Raw genomic sequence first — 18,612 nt, forward strand, 5'->3', positions numbered from 1 at the left:
GGTTACTGCGCCTTGGCGATGTCGGTGTCGATCTGCCCGGCGGTCTTCTCCAGACCCGCGTCCAGGTCCTTCGCCTTGCCGGACTCGAAGTCGTACGCGAAGTTCTGCAGCGTCTCCTGGTAGGCGCTGCCGTTGACGGCTGCGGGCGCGGTGTTGCTGTTCGGGTTCTGGGCGATCTTCACGAAGGCCTGCATCGTCGCGTCGTTCTCGAGCTTCGGGGACTTCAGCGCCTCGAAGGTCGAGGGGACGTTGTTGATGGCGTTGGCGAAGGAGACGACCGCGTCGGTGTCCGTGGTCATGTACTTCACCAGCTCCCAGGCGGCGTTCTGCTTGCTGCTGGTGCTGGCGAGCCCGATGATCGTGCCGGTCAGGAAGCCCTTGCCGTACGTGTCCGCCTGGTCGTCCGGGACCGGGAACGGCGCGACCCCCACCTCGAAGTCCACGCCCGCGTCCTTCATCATGCCGCCGCGCCACTCGCCGTCGATGTTCATGGCGATCTGCCCGGTGTGCAGCGGGTTCTGGGCCGACCACTCGTCACCGAAGGCGGAACGGTACTTCTCCAGCTTCTGGAAGCCGCCGAGCGACTTCACCATGTCCTGCTGCCAGGTCAACAGCTCCTTGAACGCAGGGTCCTTGGCGACGTTCGACTTGCCGTCGGCGGTGAAGTACTCCGGGCTCCACTGCGCCGCGAGGTGCGGGACGGTGACCTCGTAGCCGTGGAAGTTCGGCATGAAGCCGAGCTGCGAGTAGCTGTCGCCCTTGGCCTTGGTCAGCTTGACCGCGGCGGCCTTGAACTCGGAGAGCGTCTTCGGCGGCGACTTGATGCCCGCCTCCTCGAACATCGTCTTGTTGTAGTAGAGCCCGTACGCGTCACCGAGCAGCGGCAGCGCGCAGCGCGTCCCCTCGAACTGGGTGTAGTCCAGCATCGGCTTGGGGAAGGTCTTCGCGGTGTCGATCTTCGACTTCTCCAGGAAGGGATCGAGATCGGCGAAGACACCCGACGAACAGAACTTGCCGACGTTGCTGGTCTCGGGGGAGGCGACCACGTCCGGGGCGTTCGAACCGCCCGCGCGCAGCGCCTGGTTCACCTTGTCGGCGTCGACGTTTCCGACGACCTTGACGTCGATGTTGGGGTGCGCCTTCTCGAAGGCCGCGACGTTCGCCTCGATCGCCTTGACTTCGTTGGGTGCGCTCCAGGGGTGCCAGAAGGTGATGGTGGACGGCTTGCTGGCGTCGTCGGTTGCGCCGGATGTGCTGGATCCGGTGCAGGCGGTGGCGGTCAGGGCGAGCGCGGTGGCCGCCACGGCGAGACGTACGGGACTGATTCTGGGCATGACGGAACTCCTTGGGGCGTGCGCGGGGAACTTTTGGGCGTGCGAAGGGAATTGGGCGTGCGTGGGGAGGGGACGGGGCGGGTCGGGGGCCCGCGGATCAGGTGGTACGGGCAGGCAGTACCGGTCCGGCCGTACGGGGCTGCCGTCCCGGTCAGGCAGTACGGACCAGGCGGTGGTGGATCAGGCGGTACGGGTCAGGGGGTGCGACCCGTGGTGTCGAAGACCTCGTCGCGGGTGGCCGCGAGGGCGGACTGCAGGGCGCCGGTCAGTACGGGGCTGTCGGGTGTCGTACTGAGGCGGATGGTGGGGCGGGGGACGGCCAGTTCGGCGAGCTCGGACTGGATCAGGGAGCGGAGGGGTTCGCCGCCGGCCGTGATCACCCCGCCGGCCAGGATGATCAGTTCGGGGTCGATCACCGCGACGACCGCGGCGAGTCCGGTGGCGAGGCGGGTGGCGAAGTCGGCCAGGAGGGCTTGACCCGGTCCGGGCCTTTCGGCCGTACGGGCCGCTTCGGAGACCACCGCGGCGGCCTTCTCGGTGAGGGTGCCGCTGCCGGTTCCGGGCGGGGGCGTCAGGCCGTGCTCGCGGGCCAGGCGCAACACGGTCCGGCGACCGGCCAGTTCCTCGAAACCGCCGGAGTTGCTGCGGGCGACATTGCGTACGAGCGGGGCTCCCGGCAACGGGAGGAAGGCGACTTCGCCGGCGCCTCCGGTGGCGCCCCGGTGCAGCCGGCCGCCGATCACGACCGCGGCGCCGAAGCCCCGTTCCCCCCAGAGCAGGGTGAAGTTCTCGCAGCCGCGCGCTTCACCGATGCGCTGCTCGGCGATGGCGGCGAGGTTGACGTCGTTCTCCACTTCGAAGGGGATGGGGCCGAGCGCGGCGGCCATGTCCTCCAGCAGCCGGGGCGAGTGCCAGCCGTGCAGGTGGCTGGCGTAGCGAAGGTTGCCGGTGGCGGGGTCGAAGGCGCCCTGCGTACCGATCACGATCCGGTGCACGTCGGCCCGGTGCAGCCCGGCGTCCTTGACCGCGCCGTCCAGGGCCAGCAGTACGCGGTCGATGGCGCCCTGTGCGCTGCGGCCGGGGGTCGGCAGTTCGAACCGTCCGACGGTCTCGCCGGTGATGTCGGCGATCGCGGCACGGATTCCGGTCGGGGTGACGTCAAGGCCCGCGACCCGCGCGGCGGCGGGGTTCACCGCGTACAGCTGGGCGTTGGGCCCCGGCCGCCCCTCACTGGTGCCGGTCACGACGACGAGACCGGCGGCTTCCAGGCGTGCGAGGAGCTGCGAGGCGGTCGGCTTGGAGAGGCCGGTGAGGTTGCCGATCCTGGTCCGCGACAGCGTCCCGTGCTCCAGCAGCAGATCGAGAGCGGCCCGGTCGTTCATGGCGCGCAGGACGCGCGGGGTGCCCGGGGTACCGGCGGATCCTGCCATCGCTGTCGTCACCTGTCCTTCCGTTGGCCAGCTTTTCAGCGATTTGGTGCGGGCGTCCATGCGGGACCTCGCTGGGCCCCGCCTGGATCACTGTTAGTAAACTTTCCTATTGGTTGAGGAAGGTAGGCCTTCGGCCACGGAGGCGTCAATACCGGCCACTGGCAGGCAACAAAGTCGTTACGTGAGGCTGTACGGCTAGGGTCTGGCCATGGCTGGCGAGGACGACGCGCTTGTGGACCATGGCCTGCTGCTGGACGATGCCCTTCTGGCGGAGCAACAGGCCTACTACCGGGCCAGAGCGCCCGAGTACGACCGGGTCTATGCCGAGCGCGAGGACCTACGGAACCTGCTGGCTGCAACCGACGAACTCCCCATCACCGGGGACGTGTTGGAGCTGGCCTGCGGAACGGGCCAGTGGACCGGCGCACTCGCCGAACGCGCCCGCTCGGTGACCGCGCTCGACGCGGCAGCGGAGACGCTGGACATCGCGTGCGCCCGCGTCACGTCCCCCAACGTCCTGTTCACCCAGGCCGACGTCTTCACCTGGCATCCGTCCCGCCGCTACGACACCGTCTTCTTCGCCTTCTGGCTCTCCCACGTCCCGCCATCGCGACTGGCCGACTTCTGGAACACGGTCCGCGCGGCGCTCGCCCCGCAGGGCAAAGCGATCTTCATCGACGAGGGCCCGGCCGAGTCCTGGCGCGAGGAATTTCTCGCACCGCAGTCCGCTTCCGCGGTGGTACGCCAACTCGACGACGGCAGCCGCCATCGCGTCGTGAAGGTCTTCCACGACCCTGAGACGCTGACCGACGATCTCGCCACCCTCGGCTGGTCGGCTGACGTCCGGCTGGTGGGCGGGAGTTTCATTGTGGGGGTGGCGGAAGCGGTGGGGAGCGGGGGTGACGGGGGGAGCGACCGCGTCAGCATCCCCGAGGCGAACCGTCGTACCGGGTGAGTGCGCGGGGCCATGGCCCTGGGGACCCGTACTCATGCCCCCTCACTGCCCGGGAGTGCCATCTGGGCCAAGGCCTCCGGGCGCTCTGCTCGCACTCCTGGTTGTGGCGGCGGTCTACTACGGCATCAGAGGCTGCACTGAAGAGCGCACGGAGGTTGAGGGGCTTGGTGACGACCGGGTCCTATGGTCCCGCGCTGGAAGGCTTGCGGGATCCGGACGGTGGCTGAGGGCCACCAGAGTGCCCTCGGGATCGGAGTCCGCGCCATGGCAGGGTTCCTGTCGAGCCGGCTCGCGCCGACTAACGGGTCAGCCGGGGGCACGATGCCGTGAAGTGCGCCCAGGCTTCCGGGGTGAGGCGGAGTATGGGGCCATCGGGGTCCTTTGAGTCGCGGACAGCGATGGTGTGGGGGGCGTTGCGGGCGACTTCGACGCATTCGCCTCCAGTGTTGCTGTAGGTGGACTTGACGAAGTCGAACTCACGCATGGGGTCACATCTCCTGGCGGATGGTGTCGATCAGCAGGGCTGAGTCGTGCTGGGCAAGGCTCAGCCGGGCCGTACGGTCGAAGAACGCGCTGTACGCGGCGCTTTCGGCCTCGTTTTCCACCCACACAGTAGACACGATGGTGTCGGCGTGGACCACGTCCACAGCCTCGGTCTCGGCGAACGAGACGATGGTGAACGGGCCCGTGATGCACGGGTGTCCGCCCGCCCGGAACGGCAGCACCTGGAGGCGTACGTTCGGGAGCTTGGTCACCTCCAGCAGGTGCTGAAGCTGGGCGCGCATCGTTTCGGAGCTGCCGATCAACTGTCGTAGCGCCGCTTCCCAGATGACGGCGTACACCTGGAGCGGGCGCTCGTCGTCCAAGCGTGCCTGGCGGCGCATTCGGATCTCGACCATGCGCTCGATCTCGTCGGGGTCATCCCAGACCCCTGCACCTTCGGTGACGATCAGCGAGCGGGCGTACTCGGCAGTCTGAAGAAGGCCGGGAAGGGGATGAGGCCAGCGTCGTATCGATCCGGATGTTCTACCAGCCGTGAGGCTCGTCGTTGAGATTGAGCGCCATCCCGAGATGGCACGCCGACTGCACGCCGCCGAGCAGGCGATCAGCAGCCCGGACCCGGCCGTGCGCGACCGTGCCATCCGGGAGGCCGGTGACATCGTGCACGCCGCGCACCGCGAGGTCGCCGGTGGCTGACTGGCACTGGGAGCCGTGACGGTTCTCGTCAGCGAATGTCGTGGTCGGGGTGGGTCTGGTCGTACGCGTGCCGTGCTTCGGCGATGCCGGCACGGTGGGTCAGGGACCAGTCGGCGAGTGCCTTGACCAGGTGGGTCAGGCTGGCCCCGGTCTCGGTCAGGCGGTAGTCGACCTGGGCCGGGACGGTTGGGTACACGGTGCGCAGCACGAGGCCGTCGCGTTCGAGTCTGCGTACGGTGAGGGTGAGCATCCGCTGGGAGATGCCGTCGACGGCGCGCTGTAGTTCGCGGAACCGGCGCGGTCCGCCCGCGAGTTCAACGATCACGAGCACCGACCACTTGTCCCCGATGCGGTCCAGGACGTCGCGGATGCCGCAGTCGGGGTGGTCCTCGCGTCCGCAGGGATCGAGGTCGGCGGGGGCGGCGGTTACCCCGGTGTGCGTGAGTGACATCGAACTGCCTTCTTGTAGCCCGTGGGCGTGCGGTCAAGGATCAAGCGTAGTTACCGATGAGAACCACGACGGAAGACTGTGATTGACATGATCTTGGTGACCGGAGCGAACGGGAATCTAGGCTCGGCCACTCTTGCGGCGCTGCGTGCTCGCGGCGCCGTCGCGACGGGTGGCAGCCGCACGCCGGGCGAGGGAATGCGGCGTCTCGACTTCGACGACCATGGGGGCCTCGATCTCGCCGGTGTGTCGACCCTGGTGCTGATTTCTGCCGGTTATGCCGAGGACGACCAGGTCGTCGGGCGGCACGCGGCAGTCCTGGACGCCGCCGTCCGCGATGGCGTCCACCACGTCGTCTACACAAGCCTGACCGGTGCCGGCGACCATCTCGGTTTCGCGCTCGCGCACCGTGCGACCGAACGCCTTGTTCGGACAAGCGGATTGCCGTGGACGATCCTGCGCAACGGCCTCTACGCCGAACTCTTCGGCGGTCTCCTGATGTGGGCCGACAGTGGCGTGGAGTCTGCGTTCGGGGACGGCGCCCTGGCCGCGGTCGCGCGAGGGGATCTCGCCGATGCGACGGCGATCGTTGCGGCGAATCCGACACGGCACAGCGGACGCGTATACGACCTCGTCGGCACCCCGATCACGGCGGGACAGGTGGCCGACCGGCTCGGGGTCCCGCACCGCACCGTCAGCCTGGCCGAATACCGACGCAGGCTCCTCGACGAGACGCCGGGGCTGCTGCCGTTCCAGCCGCCCATGCTCGCCTCGATCGCCACGGGCATCCGACACGGCTTCCTGGACAGCACCGCCCCCGACCTCACGGACCTCCTTGACCGCCCCGCCCGCGACCCACTGGCTACGGCCACTGCAGCCGCGTCCGCCGCAAGACCAGAAGCAAGCGTTGAGCGGCGGGCGATGCGCGCATAGCAACGAAAGGAGTCCTCCCGCCGATCGTGGCGGGAGGAGTCACCTGTGTCACCAGGCTGCTGAGCGCGCGGAACCGATCGGCATCCGGCGTCCCCCTGACCGCGCGCAACTTCGGACTCATGCGCCCAGCAGGCTGGACCAACATCGTCGCCGTAGCCGATCACTACCGGTCACACCCCGGCATACGACCGCCAAGCCCGGCTCGAGTCCTGAGTACGCATCAGCTCTGCCAGTACTGGGTCCAGCCATTCCCCTCAAAGCTTCACGGACACATTCCCCACGGTGGCCAGTATCGTCAGCTCCCCGCCAATGGCCTGGAGGTATGCCGCCATCGTCGACGTGTCCAGCCGGACACCCCCACGCTCGATCTGACTGATACGCCCCTGAGTCACGCCCATTGCTTTCGCGACCTGAACCTGTGTCATGCCCTGAGCTTTGCGAAGAGCGGCGAGTTCGTAGCCACGCTCCGCGTCGAGCATCTCCCGCTTGATCTCGTCGATGCGGGCGCGCTTTTCCGGAGTGATGTCGGCCGTCAGGTCTGCCATGGTGCCGAGTTCAGGCTTCATGCTTCTTCTCCTCCTCCAGGGCTTCAAGGTACGCGCTGTACTTGGCGTCAGCTTCTTTGATCGCCTTGGGATACCACGCTGCCCACTGCCGTCCGCTGGCCTTGTTCCCCGCTACGAGGAACACCGCGCGTCGGACGGGGTCGAAGACGAACAGCATCCGGATGCTGACCGAGCCGCCGCTTCGCGGGCGCAGCTCCCGCATGTTGCGGTATCTGCTGTTCTCGATCGCGCCGACAGTAGGTCGCCTCAGGGCAGGGCCCGACTCCTGTAACCGCTCCAGCGTGGCGATCACGTGATCGTGGCTGTCCGGATCCTCCTTTGCCAGCACATGGATCCACTCCAGGACATCAGCGAAGAACCTCAGCTCGTACGGGTCGTCCACAGGGCGATATTAGCACTGACTAATGTTGCTGCGCCAATGGCAAGGGTGCCTGCCCGGAGCAGGGCGCGTGCCGCTTCCAACTCCACGTTGCCAAGCTCAAGCCCGGCCGACCGGCTCCCAGTAACCTCCCCCATATGTCAACAGCCATGGACGGCAAGCTCATTGATGAGATCGCAGGCGAGATCGACGGCGAGCTGATCGCGCTGCGTCGCGCGATTCACCGGCATCCGGAGCTTGCCGGGGACGAGCGGCATACGGCGGCCCTTGTTGCCGAGCGGCTTCGGGACGCTGGGCTGGTGGTCTCGACCGGGGTGGGTGGGCATGGCGTGGTGGCTGTGCTTGAGGGGGCGGGTGCTGGGCCTGTCGTCGCGTACCGGGCTGACATGGACGCGGTTGACGATGATGAAGCCTTCGACGCCGAGTTCGCCTCACGCGTGCCTGGCGCGGCACACCTGTGTGGTCACGACCTGCATACGACGATCGGGGTGGGCGTCGCCCAGGTCCTCGCGCGGCTGCGGGAGTACGTGAACGGGCGGATCGTCTTCCTCTTCCAGCCGGCCGAAGAGACCCTTGAGGGCGCACGGGCGATGATCGCGAGTGGCGTCCTGGCGCGGACCTCGCCCCAGGAGATCCAGGAGATCTACGCCCTGCACTGCGGGCCGTTCCCGGTCGGCACGTTCGCGGTCATGCCCGGCTTTGGATTGCCCGGTCAGGATCACTTTCAGGTCGAGCTGACGGGGCCGGAGGCCGTTGCCGACGCGCAGCGCCTTGTCGCCCTCGTCGATGGCTGGTCGACCGTCGAGTATCCGCAGACGCCCGAGCAGTACGCGCGGCTCGTTCGCGACATCCGGACACCGGACGGTCCGCTGGCACGCTTCGTCTTCCTGCGATCCCGGCTGACAGCCGAGCCCGATGGCGCGGTCGTACGGGCGTCGCTGCGCGCCTGGCCCGACAGCCGGTACGCCGAGATCCGCGACGCGGTCCGGGCGGTGGTGAACTCACTCCCGCGCGCCCGAGGCGACTTCGCCGACGAGCCGTTCCCCGCCATGGTGTGCTCACCCGAGCTGAGCGAAGCCGCGGCCACGTATCTGCGAAGCGCCCTCGGCGACGACGCGGTCACGGTGCTCCACGCGGCGTTCCCCTTCAACGGCGAGGACTTCGCACTCTTCCTGCGAGACGTCCCCGGAGCGATGTTCTTCCTCGGCGTCGCAAACCCGGAAGCCGACCTCAACGGGACACCGCACGCCCGGGACTTCGGCGCGGACGAGCGGGCCCTCGGTATTGGAGTCCGTGCCATGGCCGGTTTCCTGTTCAGCCGACTCACCACCTAGCTGGGGCCGCCACAGGACGTGGCCCTCAGTCGGCGGAGTCCTGGTTTCCCCGTGGTGCGGCGCGTAGCCCGTCGAGCACGATCGCCAGGGAGCGCCGTGGATCCGCGGCCTTGTTGGCGGGGTGGCGCAGGGCGAGGAGTACGCCGCCCAGGACCGCCATGAGGTCGGCGGTGTCGATGTCGGCGCGGACCGTGCCGTCGTCCTGGGCGCGGGCGAGGATGTGGCCGATCTCGTGGCGGAGGTCGGCGGCTGTTGCGGAGACCGTTGTGCGGACCTCGACGCCGGCGCCGGACAGGGCCTCGATGAGGTCGGCCTTCTCCGCGGCGTCGGCGACGACACGGTTGAGGATCGTGAACAGGGCCGCTCCGGGGTCGTCGGCGCGGGACGACAGGGTTCGGGCCTCGTCGACAAGACGTCGGAGGCGCTCGTGGACGACGGCCTCGAAGAGCGCCTCTTTGGTGGGGAAGTGGCGGTAAAGGGTGCCGGGGCCCACTCCGGCCCGGCGTGCGATCTCATCCAACGAGACGGACAGCCCCTCGGTGGCGAAAGCCTGCCTCGCCACCTCGAGGAGCCGGTCCCGGTTGCGGCGGGCGTCGGCGCGCAGAGGGCGGTTCTCCGCCGCCATGTGGGGCTCCTTCCTCAGTCGGTCCGTCCATTCGAAGCGGGGCGATGTCTCCGGTTATGCTAGCGCCACCTTAACCGGGGCGCAGTCTCCGATTACGGTCCCGAGGCCCCGTTTCCTCTTGAAGGAGATCTGATGACCCTGACCGATCAAGAAACAGCAACGCGGACGGCTTTCCTCGCGCTGGACTTCGCGACCTACATCGTCGAGAACTTCAGCCACGACGCCGCCGTAGCGGAGCACGCGTCGAACGCCATGGCGTCGGCCCGGGACGCGGGGCTGCCCGTGTTCCATGTCCTCCACGAGGCGATGCGCGAGCAGATCCACCCGCTGCTGGCGCCCGTCGGGGACGAGCCCGTGCTGGGCAAGACCACCCTCGGAGCGTTCGCCACCACCAACCTGCACGAGCTGCTGCGCGCGTCCGGCGTCGGCCGGATCGTCATCGCCGGTGTGGCGACGTCGGGGACGGTGCTGTCCACCGCCCGGTGGGCGTACGACGTCGGCTACGAGGTCGCCGTCTGCGCCGACGCCTGCGCCGACCCCGACCCGCAGGTCCATTCCGCGCTGCTCGACGAGTCCGTCTTCCCGGAGAGCTGGATCGGGCTCTGGCGCATCGCCGGCGTGGTGAAGCCGACCGAGATCACCGACCTTCGCCCGTGACCGAAGCGACCTCGCCATTACGCGGTCGCCGTGCACAAAGCGAAGCGGCGCCCGGAACCCTCCGGACGCCGCCACCCTCGTACGAACCGCTACTTCGAGGCGTTCGCTGAAGCCGAAGCCGCCGGTGCAGGGGTAAGCGGCGTAGCCGCCTGGGCCTGTGGGGACGACGTGTTCGCGTACGCCGACGGAGGGGCCATGCCCGCCGTCGGGTCGCCGGCGGGCGCCTCGGCGTCCGGCTGGAGCGGGAGGCCGCCCACGATCTGGATGCCGGCCGCGTCGAAGGCCTTCTTGATGCGCCAGCGCAGCTCGCGTTCCACGGACAAGGCCTTTCCGGGCATCGTCTTCGCCGAGACGCGGACGACCATGGAGTCCAGGAGAACGCTGTCGAGGCCGAGGACCTCGATCGGGCCCCAGAGGCGCTCGTTCCAGGGCTCTTCCTTGCTCATGGTCTCGCCGACCTCGAGGATCTTGGCCTTGACGACGTCGAGGTCCTCGTCAGGGCGGACCGTGACGTCGACGCCGGCCGTGGCCCAGCCCTGGGAGAGGTTACCGATGCGCTTGACCTCGCCGTTGCGGACGTACCAGATCTCGCCGTTGTCGCCGCGGAGCTTCGTCACGCGCAGGCCCACCTCGATGACCTCGCCGGAGGCGACGCCCGCGTCGACGGTGTCACCGACGCCGTACTGGTCCTCCAGGATCATGAAGACGCCGGAGAGGAAGTCCGTCACCAGGTTCCGCGCGCCGAAACCGATCGCGACGCCCGCCACACCCGCCGAGGCCAGCAGCGGGGCAAGGTTGATCTCGAACGTGCCGAGGATCATCAGCCCGGCCGTGCCCAGGATCAGGAAGGACGCGACCGAGCGCAGTACCGAACCGATCGCCTGGGAACGCTGACGGCGGCGCTCGACGTTGACGAGGAGACCGCCCAGCGCGGTGCCGTCGACGGCCTGGGCGGTGCGGTTCATGCGGTCTATCAGCTTGGTGATGGCCCGCCGGATCACCACTCTCAGGACGCCCGCGATCACGACGATCAACAGGACTCTGAGCCCGATGCTGAGCCACGTCGACCAGTTCTGCTCCACCCAGCTCGCGGCGTTGGTCGCACTCTCCTGGGCGTCCTGGAGCGATGGCGCCGACGGTTCGTCCGAGGGATCGGCGACCGACAGGACGGACAAGAACACGGCAGGTACCTCCAGGCGTAGCGGCCCGCCCGCGGCATGGGGGTCACAGGAGAGTCACCGGACGGGCAGACTCAACACACTAACGGGGCACCATGTGTGGATTGCCCCAATGTTCGAGGGAGAGACTGTGCTCACCTGGGGATGAACGCGAAGAAGTGAAAACGGTGTGGTCGAAAACACTCCCAGCCCGTTACCGGGACATGGTGGCGCTTCCACCAGGCATGAGGGGAGACTGACTACAGATCGTCCCGGCGCGAGCCACGCGCCGCCGGCGTACAAGGAGGCATCCGTGCCGCATGTCCTGGTCCTCAACGCGTCGTACGAGCCACTCGGCGTCGTACCGCTCCGCCGCGCGCTCGTCCTCGTCCTCGAGAACAAGGCTGTCTGCCTCGAGGAGTCCGGCGCCTTCATGCATAGTGCGACCGTTACTGTCCCCGCACCCAGCGTGGTCCGGCTGAAGAGGTTCGTACGGGTCCCTTACCGGGGGCCCGTTCCACTGACCCGTCGGGCACTGTTCGCCCGCGACGGAGGCCGGTGCATGTACTGCGGTGGCGTCGCAACCAGCGTCGACCACGTCATCCCGCGCTCCCGCGGGGGGCAGCACGCCTGGGAGAACGTGGTGGCGTCCTGCCGCCGCTGCAACCACGTGAAGGCCGACCGCCATCTCTTCGAGATCGGCTGGCGGCTGCGCCACAAACCCGCCCCGCCCACGGGCCTGGCCTGGCGCATCATCGGAACCGGGCATAGGGACCCGCGCTGGCTGCCCTACTTGCAGCCGTACGGCGCGGATGACGCGATGGCCCGGATCGACGGCATTTCCGCCTGAGGATCCGGGCCTTCGTCTTGTCTCGGTACGTCGATCCGGCCGACCGGCCCGTTAAAGGCATCACGGCTGTACGGCTCTGAACTGCGGTGTTACGGCTCTCCGGGAGGTCCCCTCGTGCCTCCCGGAGAGCCGAGCCTTGCCGACCCGCACGGGTCACGCGGCGCTACGCGTAACGCAGCTCCCCCGGCTGGGCCACCCGCCGCAGCAGCGGCAGTGCCGTGGCCGCGGCGAGCAGGCAGGACACGTACACGGCCAGCGGGAACAGCAGCGGCAGCAGCAGTGGGACGGAGAGCTCCGCCACGATCCCGTACGCGAGATACACCGCCGTACCGCCGAGGCCCGCGAGCAGCATCGCCGGGGCCAGCGGCAGCGCGGTCTCCAGGAGCAGCGCCCGGCCGAGCACCGCCCGCGGCACCCCGGCTGCGGCCTGCACGGCGAGGCCCCGGCGCCGGGTGGCCAGCGACTCGGCGGCGCCGACGGCGAGACCGCTCAGGGTGATGGCCAGCGCGACCAGGACGGCGGCGCCCGTGAGGTTGATGCCGGTGGTGTAGAAGGCCATGTCCTCGGCGGAGTAGTTGTGTCCCGGGCCGTTCAAGTCGTCGACCAGCAGCTGCCGTATGCCCAGGAAGCTCACGCCCACGATGGCCACCAGGAGCACGGCGGCGTGGGTGCGCGCGGCGGCCCAGGGGTCGGTGCGCAGGCGCTCGGCCGCGATCAGTACCGCCGGGTTCCCGGTCCGCGCGGCGAGCCACCGGCCGGTGATCTTCGCCGTGGCCCCGGCGACCGCGACCGAGCCCACCGCGGTCAGCAGTACCGCGCCGAACACCGCCAGCGGGAACGCGGTGGAGCTCGCCTGCGAGCCCCACACCAGAACCAGTACGGCCGCCGCGAACACCAGCAGCGCAGGCGCCCCCAGGGTGAGCCACGCGCTCCCGCCACGCTCGGGCCGCACCCGGCGCACCCACCCCAGCGGCGAGGCCACCACCCGGCGCAGCGCGACCACGCTCACCAGCGCGGCGACCACCGGTACGGCCAGCGTAACCAGGGCGAAGCCGGCCCAGAGCAGCAGCGGGGGCCGATCCCACAGGCGCAGCAGCAGGGGTACGGAGACCGCCGCGCCGAGAGCCGATCCCAGCAGGCAGGCGAGGCCCGCCTCCAGGGCTGCGATACGCCGCACCTGCAGGGCCGTCGCCCCGACCAGGCGCAGTGAGGCCAGCCGCCGGTCCCGGTGCACGGCGCCGATCCGCGCGCACTGCCCGAGGAACCCGAGCACCGGCACCAGCAGGAGCAGCAGCGCGACGACCACCCCGGGACGTATCCCCGGCTCATCCAGCAGGCCGTTGAGATACGGGAAGTGTCTCTCCCCGCGTACCGCTCCGATCCCGAGTGCCGCGAGCCCGAAGCCGGTGGCCAGCGCGGCTCCCACCGCCGTCAGCGTCACGCGCCACCACTCGCGCCGGTCGGAACCCCGCGTCAGCAACCAGGCGAGCCGCAGATCCTCCCTCACCGAGCCCTTCACTGCGCCACCTCCAGGTCCACCGAGTCCTGCCGGACGACGCCGTCCAGCAGCCGGGCCTCACGGTCCGCGTACGCCGCGACCTGGGCGTCGTGCGTGATGAGCAGCACCGTCGTGCCGGACTCCCGGACGGTGTGCACCATCGCCGTCATCACCTGCTCACTCGCCAGGGAGTCGAGAGCACCGGTCGGCTCGTCGGCGAAGACGACCTTCGGGCCGGTCACCAACGCCCGTGCCATCGACACCCGTTGGGCCTGACCGCCGCTCATCTCGCCCGGCCTCAGCTCCTCCTGGCCGCGTACGCCGAACCGCTCCATCCATTCGCCCGCCCGCTTGTGCGCCTCGGCCCGCCGCACTCCCGCGAGCATCAGCGGCAGCGCCACGTTGTCGATCGCGGTCAACTCCGGGATGAGCTGCCCGAATTGGAACACCACCCCGAACTCCGTCCGCCGCAGCTCGCTGAGCTGCTTCTCCGGCAGCTGGTCCAGGCGCCGCCCGTCGTAGACCACCGAGCCCTCGTCGGGGCGGACGATCCCGGCCAGGCAGTGCAGGAGCGTGGACTTTCCGCTGCCGCTGGTGCCGGTGACGGCGAGGATCTCGCCGGCGCGCAGTTCGATCGTGGCGCCGCGCAGCGCCTGCGTTCTGCCGTGCGTCTTGGCGAGGGCACGGGCCGCCAGGAGCGGCACTTCGTTGCTCATGCTGCGTCGACCTCCGCGGTCAGAGTGGTGAGCCGGGCCGCGGTGGTGGTCATCCAGCGCAGATCGGCGTCGAGATGGGACAGGGCGTAGTCGGCCGAGAGGACCGTCGCGAGATCGGCGTCCTTGGCGGTCTTGACCGCCGTGAGCTGCCGCATCCGCTCCATGTGCGCGGCGCGCTGGGCGCGCAGATAGTCGGCCGGGTCCGTCGAGGCGAGGATCGCGCAGACGACCTTGGCGAAGATCTCGTTCGTCACGAAGGGCGCGGGCGGTGTGATCTCGCCCGCCCACTTGGCCAGTTCACGGGCTCCCTCGTCGGTCGACCGGTACCGCGTCCGCTCCGGGCCGCCGGCGGAATCGGTGCCGTCGACCTCGGCGAGACCGTCGCGCACCAGGCGTTGCAGGGTCGTGTAGACCTGCCCGTAGGCCAGCGGACGGGCCTGCGGAAAACGTTCGTCGTGCCGTCGCTTGAGGTCGTAGCCATGGCTCGGCCCACCGGCGAGCAGCCCCAACAGGATGTGGCGGGTGCTCATGGGGACCAGTATGTACTCGGTATATGTAGCGAGTGAATAGTTGTCCCGAAAAAAGATTTACGAAGAACAGCGCCGGATGCGGGAGAAAATGTGAGCACCAACACGTTCCCCACTCGTTTACGTCTGTGGCCGCGCCCGCTGGGTATGGCTGCTCCTGACCCGCACTATCGACTTCCCAAGGAGGCCACCATGGCCGCATCGGCACCGCTTCTGCTCTCGGCCCTTTCCAAACGCCCGGAAGAGGGCCTGGAGGACCCCTCCAAACGCCTGGCGGGCCTGCCCGCCGATCCCGACCCGCACCTTTGCGTCTTCAGTGCCGAGGGCTCCTGCGCCGAGGCTCCGCTGACCAGTGAACCGCCGCTGCCCGACGCCGAACCCCTCACCAGTGAACCGCCCCTTGCCGACGCCGCCCCCCTGACGAGCGAACCCACCTCCACGGGCGCCGCCGCCGGCCTGGACTTCCCGGGGGTCTGATGCCACTGTCCCGGCTCGCCGCGTTGCACGGCGTCGCCACCTCCTACAGCCCGTCCCCGGACCGTACGGTCCAGGCCTCGGACTCGGCGGTGATCGCCGTCCTTGGCGCGCTGGGCGTGGACGCTCAGACTCCGGACGCCGTCCAGAGGTCGCTCGCGGCCCGCGAGACGGAGCTGCGGGAGCGGCTGCTGCCGCCGACGGTGGTGTGCTGGGGCGGAGCCCCAGCCATGAGCGGCGACCGGGAACCCGCGGCGGACGACCCCGCGCCCACCGCCCGAGCCGGGCGTCCGACGAGTGGCCCGCTGCCCGCCGCGCTCACCGCACTCCCCGCGGGCACCCGCCTGCGGATCCGCACCGAGCAGGGCGAGACCCGCGCCTCGGCCGAGCAACTCCCGTACGGCGTCCATGAGTTGGAGGCCACCGCCCCCGACGGCCGCACCGCCCGCGCCCACCTCGTGGTCGCCCCCTCCCGGCTGCCGGCGCCTCCGGGACGTACGTACGGACTGCTCGTCCAGCTCTACTCCCTCCTCTCCCGGCGCTCCTGGGGCATGGGCGACCTCGGGGACCTCGCCGAGCTGACGGCCTGGGCGGGGCGGGCGCTCGGCGCCGGATTCGTGCAGGTCAACCCGCTGCACGTGGCCGTGCCCGGCGAGCCCACCGACCCCTCCCCGTACCGCCCCTCCTCGCGCCGCTTCCCCGACCCGGTGCATCTGCGCGTCGAGGACATCCCGGAATTCGCGTACGTCGAGGACCGCGACCGGGTTCGTACGCTGCTGGAGCGGGCCGACCGGCTGCGTGAATCCGTGCTCCACAAAGGCGCGTTGATCGACCGCGACGCCGTATGGGCACTCAAGCGCGAAGCCCTGGAGCTCGTACGCGACGTGCCGCTCGGGCCCGGACGGCGCGCCGCCTACTGCGACTTCCTCGCCGAGGAGGGCGAAGCCCTCGAGGACCACGCCACCTGGTGCGCGTTCGCGGAGAGATACGGCTCCGACTGGCACAACTGGCCGGCCGGCCTGCGCGATCCCCGCTCGCCCGAAACCGCCCGCGCCCGGGCCGAGTTGATCGACCGCATCGACTTCCACAGCCGTCTCGTCTGGCTCACCGACAGCCAGCTCGCCACCGCCCAGCGCAGCGCGCGCGACGCCGGCATGCCCGTCGGACTCGTGCACGACCTCGCGGTCGGCGTGCATCCCGGCGGCGCCGACGCCTGGGCGCAACAGGAGTACTTCGCGGCGGGCATGTCCGTCGGCGCGCCCCCCGACGCCTTCAACGCCCGCGGCCAGGACTGGGGCCTGCCCCCCTGGCGCCCCGACCGGCTCGCCGACTCCGGCTACGCCCCCTACCGCCGCCTGCTGCGTGCCCTGTTCCGGTACGCCGGCGCCCTGCGCATCGACCACGTCATGGGCCTGTTCCGGCTCTGGTGGGTCCCGCAGGGCGAGGCACCGACGGAAGGGACGTATGTCCGTTACGACGCCGAGGCCATGCTCGCGATCCTCGTACTGGAGGCCTCGCGCGCCGGAGCGCTGGTGATCGGCGAGGACCTCGGCACTGTGGAACCGGGCGTCCGCGACACGCTGCACGAGCGCGGCGTGCTCGGCACATCCGTGCTGTGGTTCGAGCGCGACTGGGAGGGCGACGGCCTGCCCCTGCCGCCCGAACGCTGGCGCGCCGACTGCCTCGCCACCGCCACCACCCACGACCTGCCGCCCACCGCCGCCCGCCTCACCGGCGACCACGTCGAACTCCGCGACAGCCTGGGCCTGTTGACCCGCCCCTTGGAGGAGGAACGCGCCGAGGCCGCCGCGGACGCGGGGGAGTGGTTGACCCTGCTCGCCCGCCTCGGCCTCCTCGACGGCCTGGGCGGCGGAGCCGCCGTCTCGGAGGAAGCCGAGATCCAGGCCGTCCACCGCTTCCTGCTCCGCACCCCCGCCCGCATGATCGGCATCTGGCTCCCGGACACGGTCGGCGACCGCCGCCCCCAGAACGTCCCCGGCACCTGGGACCAGTACCCGAACTGGCGCCTCCCGATCGCCGACGCGGAGGGCCGCCCGGTGACGCTGGAGGAACTGGCGGCTTCACCTCGGCTGCATGCGTTGCTGGATGTGGTGCGGGGGAGGACGCCGGGTGGTGCGTGATCGGCCGGGGGTCCGGGGCGCAGCCCCAGGGACGGCCGCTGTACGGCACCCCGGGCGAGCGACCGGGCGAGCCGTTCGTTACCTTGGCTCCGTGGACAAGAAGAACGCCCTGCGAGCCGGCGCCCTGGCAGCCGGTACGACGCTGATGATGCTGCTCATGTCGTCCCCCGCCCTCGCGCTGACCCGCGACGACGGCGACGACCCCGGCCCGGGCCTGAGCGTCATCGAGACGCTGGGCCTCTTTGTCGTGGCGCCGATCGCGCTCTTCGCGGTCATCGCCGGGCTGGTCATGGTCTTCGACAGGTCGACGGACCGGCAGCCGAAGCCGAAGCCCGGGGGCAGGGCGCAGGGCAGGATGCAGGGCGAGGACCAGGTGCAGGCCTCCTGACCTCGGTCCTCTCCGAGCTTTCTTTTGAGGGCGCCGTCCTCGCATACGTACGCAGCTTTCCGGTACGTGGGTGAGGACGGCGCCCTTCACGTGTTCTCGCGATGCTGTTGGCGAATCCCGGCGGTGGTGCGGGCGCATCGGCCGACGCTGCCGGGCCCCGGTATGTGGTGCGGGAAAGTGTGACACTTTTCGGTGGAGTGTCACACTTCCCCGCGACCGGTGACCTGGCCGGGGGATTCGCCGACCTCATTGTGTTCTCAGCGGAGGGGTACTCCCGGGTGGGGCGCGGTGAGGTAACGCTGGAGGGACGGTCCCAGCCAGGCCAGGATCTCCTCGCGATGCAGGGCGACGGCGGGCGGGAACTTCAAAACGTACCTGGTCAGGGCCATCCCGAGCACATGTGAGGCGCAGAGCGCGGCCCGCGCCGGGGCCTGCTCGGGGTCGGGACAGACGCGCATGACCACCGGCAGCAACTGCTCCTTGAAGATGTTCTGCATACGCTCGGCCCCGGCTTCGTTGGAGACGCCGACCCTCAGCAGCGCGGTGAGGACCTCGTTCCTCTCCCACATGTCGAGGAAGTGCTGGGCGAACATCCGGCCGGCCTCCTCCTTCGGCACCTTGTCCGGCACCGGCATCCGCAGGTCGACATCGATCGCCGCCGCGAACAGGCCCTCCTTGTTGCCGTAGTAGCGCATCACCATCGACGGGTCGATGTTCGCGTCGCGGGCGATGGCGCGGATGGTCGCACGCTCGTAGCCGTCGGCGGCGAAGCGTTCGCGGGCGGCGGTGAGGATCGTGGCGCGTGTTGCGTCGGAGCGACGGGGTGCCTGCGGCGCGGAGGTGGAGGAGGCGGGGGAGTCGATGTCAGCCATGCCAACAAACGTAGGCCAACACGTGTTGACAGTCCAGTGGGGTCACCCTATGTTGGCAAACGAGCGTTGGCCAACAAGCGTTGGCCCTGAGGTGTTGGCCAACGCACGTTGACCAGCGCACCTTGACCAAC

Annotated in this window: 22 protein-coding genes; 9 read left to right on the forward strand and 13 right to left on the reverse strand. The window is 69.7% G+C overall.

The window, feature by feature from the left end:
* Window positions 1–2: 2 nt before the first annotated feature.
* Together ACYVO6_RS05835 and ACYVO6_RS05840 are read right to left on the reverse strand one after the other, a co-directional pair.
* Window positions 3–1,334 carry an ABC transporter substrate-binding protein gene (locus tag ACYVO6_RS05835; RefSeq protein ID WP_461057933.1) on the reverse strand — a complete coding sequence of 444 codons (1,332 nt, stop codon included), beginning with the start codon at window positions 1,332–1,334 and terminating at the stop codon, window positions 3–5.
* Between the two features lie 194 nt (window positions 1,335–1,528).
* Window positions 1,529–2,764 (reverse strand): ROK family transcriptional regulator, encoded by a 1,236-nt coding sequence (locus ACYVO6_RS05840; RefSeq protein WP_461057935.1) that lies wholly within the window; start codon window positions 2,762–2,764, stop codon window positions 1,529–1,531.
* Between the two features lie 208 nt (window positions 2,765–2,972).
* On the opposite strand from ACYVO6_RS05840, the gene ACYVO6_RS05845 reads away from it, so the two are divergent.
* Window positions 2,973–3,719, forward strand: coding sequence for a class I SAM-dependent methyltransferase (locus ACYVO6_RS05845; protein ID WP_461057937.1), 747 nt, complete (start codon window positions 2,973–2,975; stop codon window positions 3,717–3,719).
* Between the two features lie 298 nt (window positions 3,720–4,017).
* Here ACYVO6_RS05845 and ACYVO6_RS05850 read toward each other — a convergent pair whose 3' ends face one another.
* Together ACYVO6_RS05850 and ACYVO6_RS05855 are read right to left on the reverse strand one after the other, a co-directional pair.
* The gene (locus ACYVO6_RS05850) at window positions 4,018–4,203 is read right to left on the reverse strand and encodes a DUF397 domain-containing protein (RefSeq protein WP_461057939.1); all 186 of its coding nucleotides are present in this window, start codon (window positions 4,201–4,203) and stop codon (window positions 4,018–4,020) included.
* A gap of 4 nt (window positions 4,204–4,207) precedes the next feature.
* Window positions 4,208–4,831, reverse strand: coding sequence for a DUF5753 domain-containing protein (locus ACYVO6_RS05855; protein WP_461058231.1), 624 nt, complete (start codon window positions 4,829–4,831; stop codon window positions 4,208–4,210).
* Here ACYVO6_RS05855 and ACYVO6_RS05860 point away from each other — a divergent pair.
* Window positions 4,755–4,916, forward strand: a complete 162-nt coding sequence (locus ACYVO6_RS05860) for a hypothetical protein (RefSeq protein ID WP_461058242.1) — start codon at window positions 4,755–4,757, stop codon at window positions 4,914–4,916. The two genes, ACYVO6_RS05855 and ACYVO6_RS05860, sit on opposite strands and share 77 nt — an antisense overlap.
* 28 nt (window positions 4,917–4,944) lie before the next feature.
* Here the strand turns inward: ACYVO6_RS05860 and ACYVO6_RS05865 are convergent, their stop codons facing one another.
* Entirely contained in the window at window positions 4,945–5,367 is a 423-nt protein-coding gene (locus ACYVO6_RS05865; protein ID WP_461057941.1) for a winged helix-turn-helix transcriptional regulator, read from the reverse strand.
* 87 nt (window positions 5,368–5,454) lie between these two features.
* On the opposite strand from ACYVO6_RS05865, the gene ACYVO6_RS05870 reads away from it, so the two are divergent.
* Entirely contained in the window at window positions 5,455–6,297 is an 843-nt protein-coding gene (locus ACYVO6_RS05870; RefSeq protein WP_461057943.1) for an NAD(P)H-binding protein, read from the forward strand.
* A 254-nt stretch (window positions 6,298–6,551) separates the two neighbouring features.
* On the opposite strand, the gene ACYVO6_RS05875 is transcribed toward ACYVO6_RS05870, so the two are convergent.
* A complete protein-coding gene (locus tag ACYVO6_RS05875) occupies window positions 6,552–6,863 on the reverse strand; it encodes a helix-turn-helix domain-containing protein (protein ID WP_461057945.1) in 312 nt (103 codons plus the stop codon).
* On the reverse strand, window positions 6,853–7,245 hold the full coding sequence (locus ACYVO6_RS05880) for a type II toxin-antitoxin system RelE/ParE family toxin (protein WP_461057947.1): 393 nt from the start codon (window positions 7,243–7,245) through the stop codon (window positions 6,853–6,855). The genes ACYVO6_RS05875 and ACYVO6_RS05880 overlap by 11 nt, the downstream gene beginning before the upstream one ends.
* Before the next feature lie 134 nt (window positions 7,246–7,379).
* On the opposite strand from ACYVO6_RS05880, the gene ACYVO6_RS05885 reads away from it, so the two are divergent.
* Window positions 7,380–8,576: a M20 metallopeptidase family protein gene (locus tag ACYVO6_RS05885; protein WP_461057949.1), complete on the forward strand. Its 1,197-nt coding sequence runs from the start codon at window positions 7,380–7,382 to the stop codon at window positions 8,574–8,576.
* A gap of 25 nt (window positions 8,577–8,601) precedes the next feature.
* Here the strand turns inward: ACYVO6_RS05885 and ACYVO6_RS05890 are convergent, their stop codons facing one another.
* Window positions 8,602–9,201 carry a TetR/AcrR family transcriptional regulator gene (locus tag ACYVO6_RS05890; protein ID WP_461057950.1) on the reverse strand — a complete coding sequence of 200 codons (600 nt, stop codon included), beginning with the start codon at window positions 9,199–9,201 and terminating at the stop codon, window positions 8,602–8,604.
* 132 nt (window positions 9,202–9,333) lie between these two features.
* On the opposite strand from ACYVO6_RS05890, the gene ACYVO6_RS05895 reads away from it, so the two are divergent.
* On the forward strand, window positions 9,334–9,858 hold the full coding sequence (locus ACYVO6_RS05895; protein WP_461057952.1) for a cysteine hydrolase family protein: 525 nt from the start codon (window positions 9,334–9,336) through the stop codon (window positions 9,856–9,858).
* A gap of 89 nt (window positions 9,859–9,947) precedes the next feature.
* Here ACYVO6_RS05895 and ACYVO6_RS05900 read toward each other — a convergent pair whose 3' ends face one another.
* A complete protein-coding gene (locus tag ACYVO6_RS05900) occupies window positions 9,948–11,039 on the reverse strand; it encodes a mechanosensitive ion channel family protein (RefSeq protein WP_461057954.1) in 1,092 nt (363 codons plus the stop codon).
* A 289-nt stretch (window positions 11,040–11,328) separates the two neighbouring features.
* Here ACYVO6_RS05900 and ACYVO6_RS05905 point away from each other — a divergent pair, with 289 nt between their 5' ends.
* Window positions 11,329–11,865, forward strand: a complete 537-nt coding sequence (locus ACYVO6_RS05905; protein WP_461057956.1) for an HNH endonuclease — start codon at window positions 11,329–11,331, stop codon at window positions 11,863–11,865.
* Between the two features lie 163 nt (window positions 11,866–12,028).
* Here ACYVO6_RS05905 and ACYVO6_RS05910 read toward each other — a convergent pair whose 3' ends face one another.
* The 3 genes from ACYVO6_RS05910 to ACYVO6_RS05920 are packed head-to-tail and all read right to left on the reverse strand — an operon-like array spanning window position 12,029 to window position 14,609.
* Window positions 12,029–13,384 carry an FtsX-like permease family protein gene (locus ACYVO6_RS05910; protein WP_461057958.1) on the reverse strand — a complete coding sequence of 452 codons (1,356 nt, stop codon included), beginning with the start codon at window positions 13,382–13,384 and terminating at the stop codon, window positions 12,029–12,031.
* Window positions 13,381–14,079, reverse strand: coding sequence for an ABC transporter ATP-binding protein (locus tag ACYVO6_RS05915; protein WP_461057960.1), 699 nt, complete (start codon window positions 14,077–14,079; stop codon window positions 13,381–13,383). Before ACYVO6_RS05915 ends, ACYVO6_RS05910 begins: the two co-directional genes overlap by 4 nt.
* Complete coding sequence (locus ACYVO6_RS05920; RefSeq protein WP_461057962.1) at window positions 14,076–14,609, reverse strand: PadR family transcriptional regulator; 534 nt, start codon at window positions 14,607–14,609, stop codon at window positions 14,076–14,078. The genes ACYVO6_RS05915 and ACYVO6_RS05920 overlap by 4 nt, the downstream gene beginning before the upstream one ends.
* 189 nt (window positions 14,610–14,798) lie before the next feature.
* On the opposite strand from ACYVO6_RS05920, the gene ACYVO6_RS05925 reads away from it, so the two are divergent.
* The 3 genes from ACYVO6_RS05925 (at window position 14,799) to ACYVO6_RS05935 (ending at window position 17,609) form a co-directional block, all read left to right on the forward strand.
* Window positions 14,799–15,083, forward strand: coding sequence for a hypothetical protein (locus tag ACYVO6_RS05925; protein WP_461057964.1), 285 nt, complete (start codon window positions 14,799–14,801; stop codon window positions 15,081–15,083).
* Entirely contained in the window at window positions 15,083–17,221 is a 2,139-nt protein-coding gene (malQ, locus tag ACYVO6_RS05930) for a 4-alpha-glucanotransferase (RefSeq protein WP_461057966.1), read from the forward strand. The genes ACYVO6_RS05925 and malQ overlap by 1 nt, the downstream gene beginning before the upstream one ends.
* A 91-nt stretch (window positions 17,222–17,312) precedes the next feature.
* Window positions 17,313–17,609 carry a hypothetical protein gene (locus ACYVO6_RS05935; RefSeq protein ID WP_461057968.1) on the forward strand — a complete coding sequence of 99 codons (297 nt, stop codon included), beginning with the start codon at window positions 17,313–17,315 and terminating at the stop codon, window positions 17,607–17,609.
* Window positions 17,610–17,866: 257 nt separating this feature from the next.
* Here ACYVO6_RS05935 and ACYVO6_RS05940 read toward each other — a convergent pair whose 3' ends face one another.
* The gene (locus ACYVO6_RS05940; protein ID WP_461057970.1) at window positions 17,867–18,481 is read right to left on the reverse strand and encodes a TetR/AcrR family transcriptional regulator; all 615 of its coding nucleotides are present in this window, start codon (window positions 18,479–18,481) and stop codon (window positions 17,867–17,869) included.
* Window positions 18,482–18,612 lie beyond the last annotated feature (131 nt).

The organism is Streptomyces pseudoechinosporeus, from assembly GCF_054783935.1.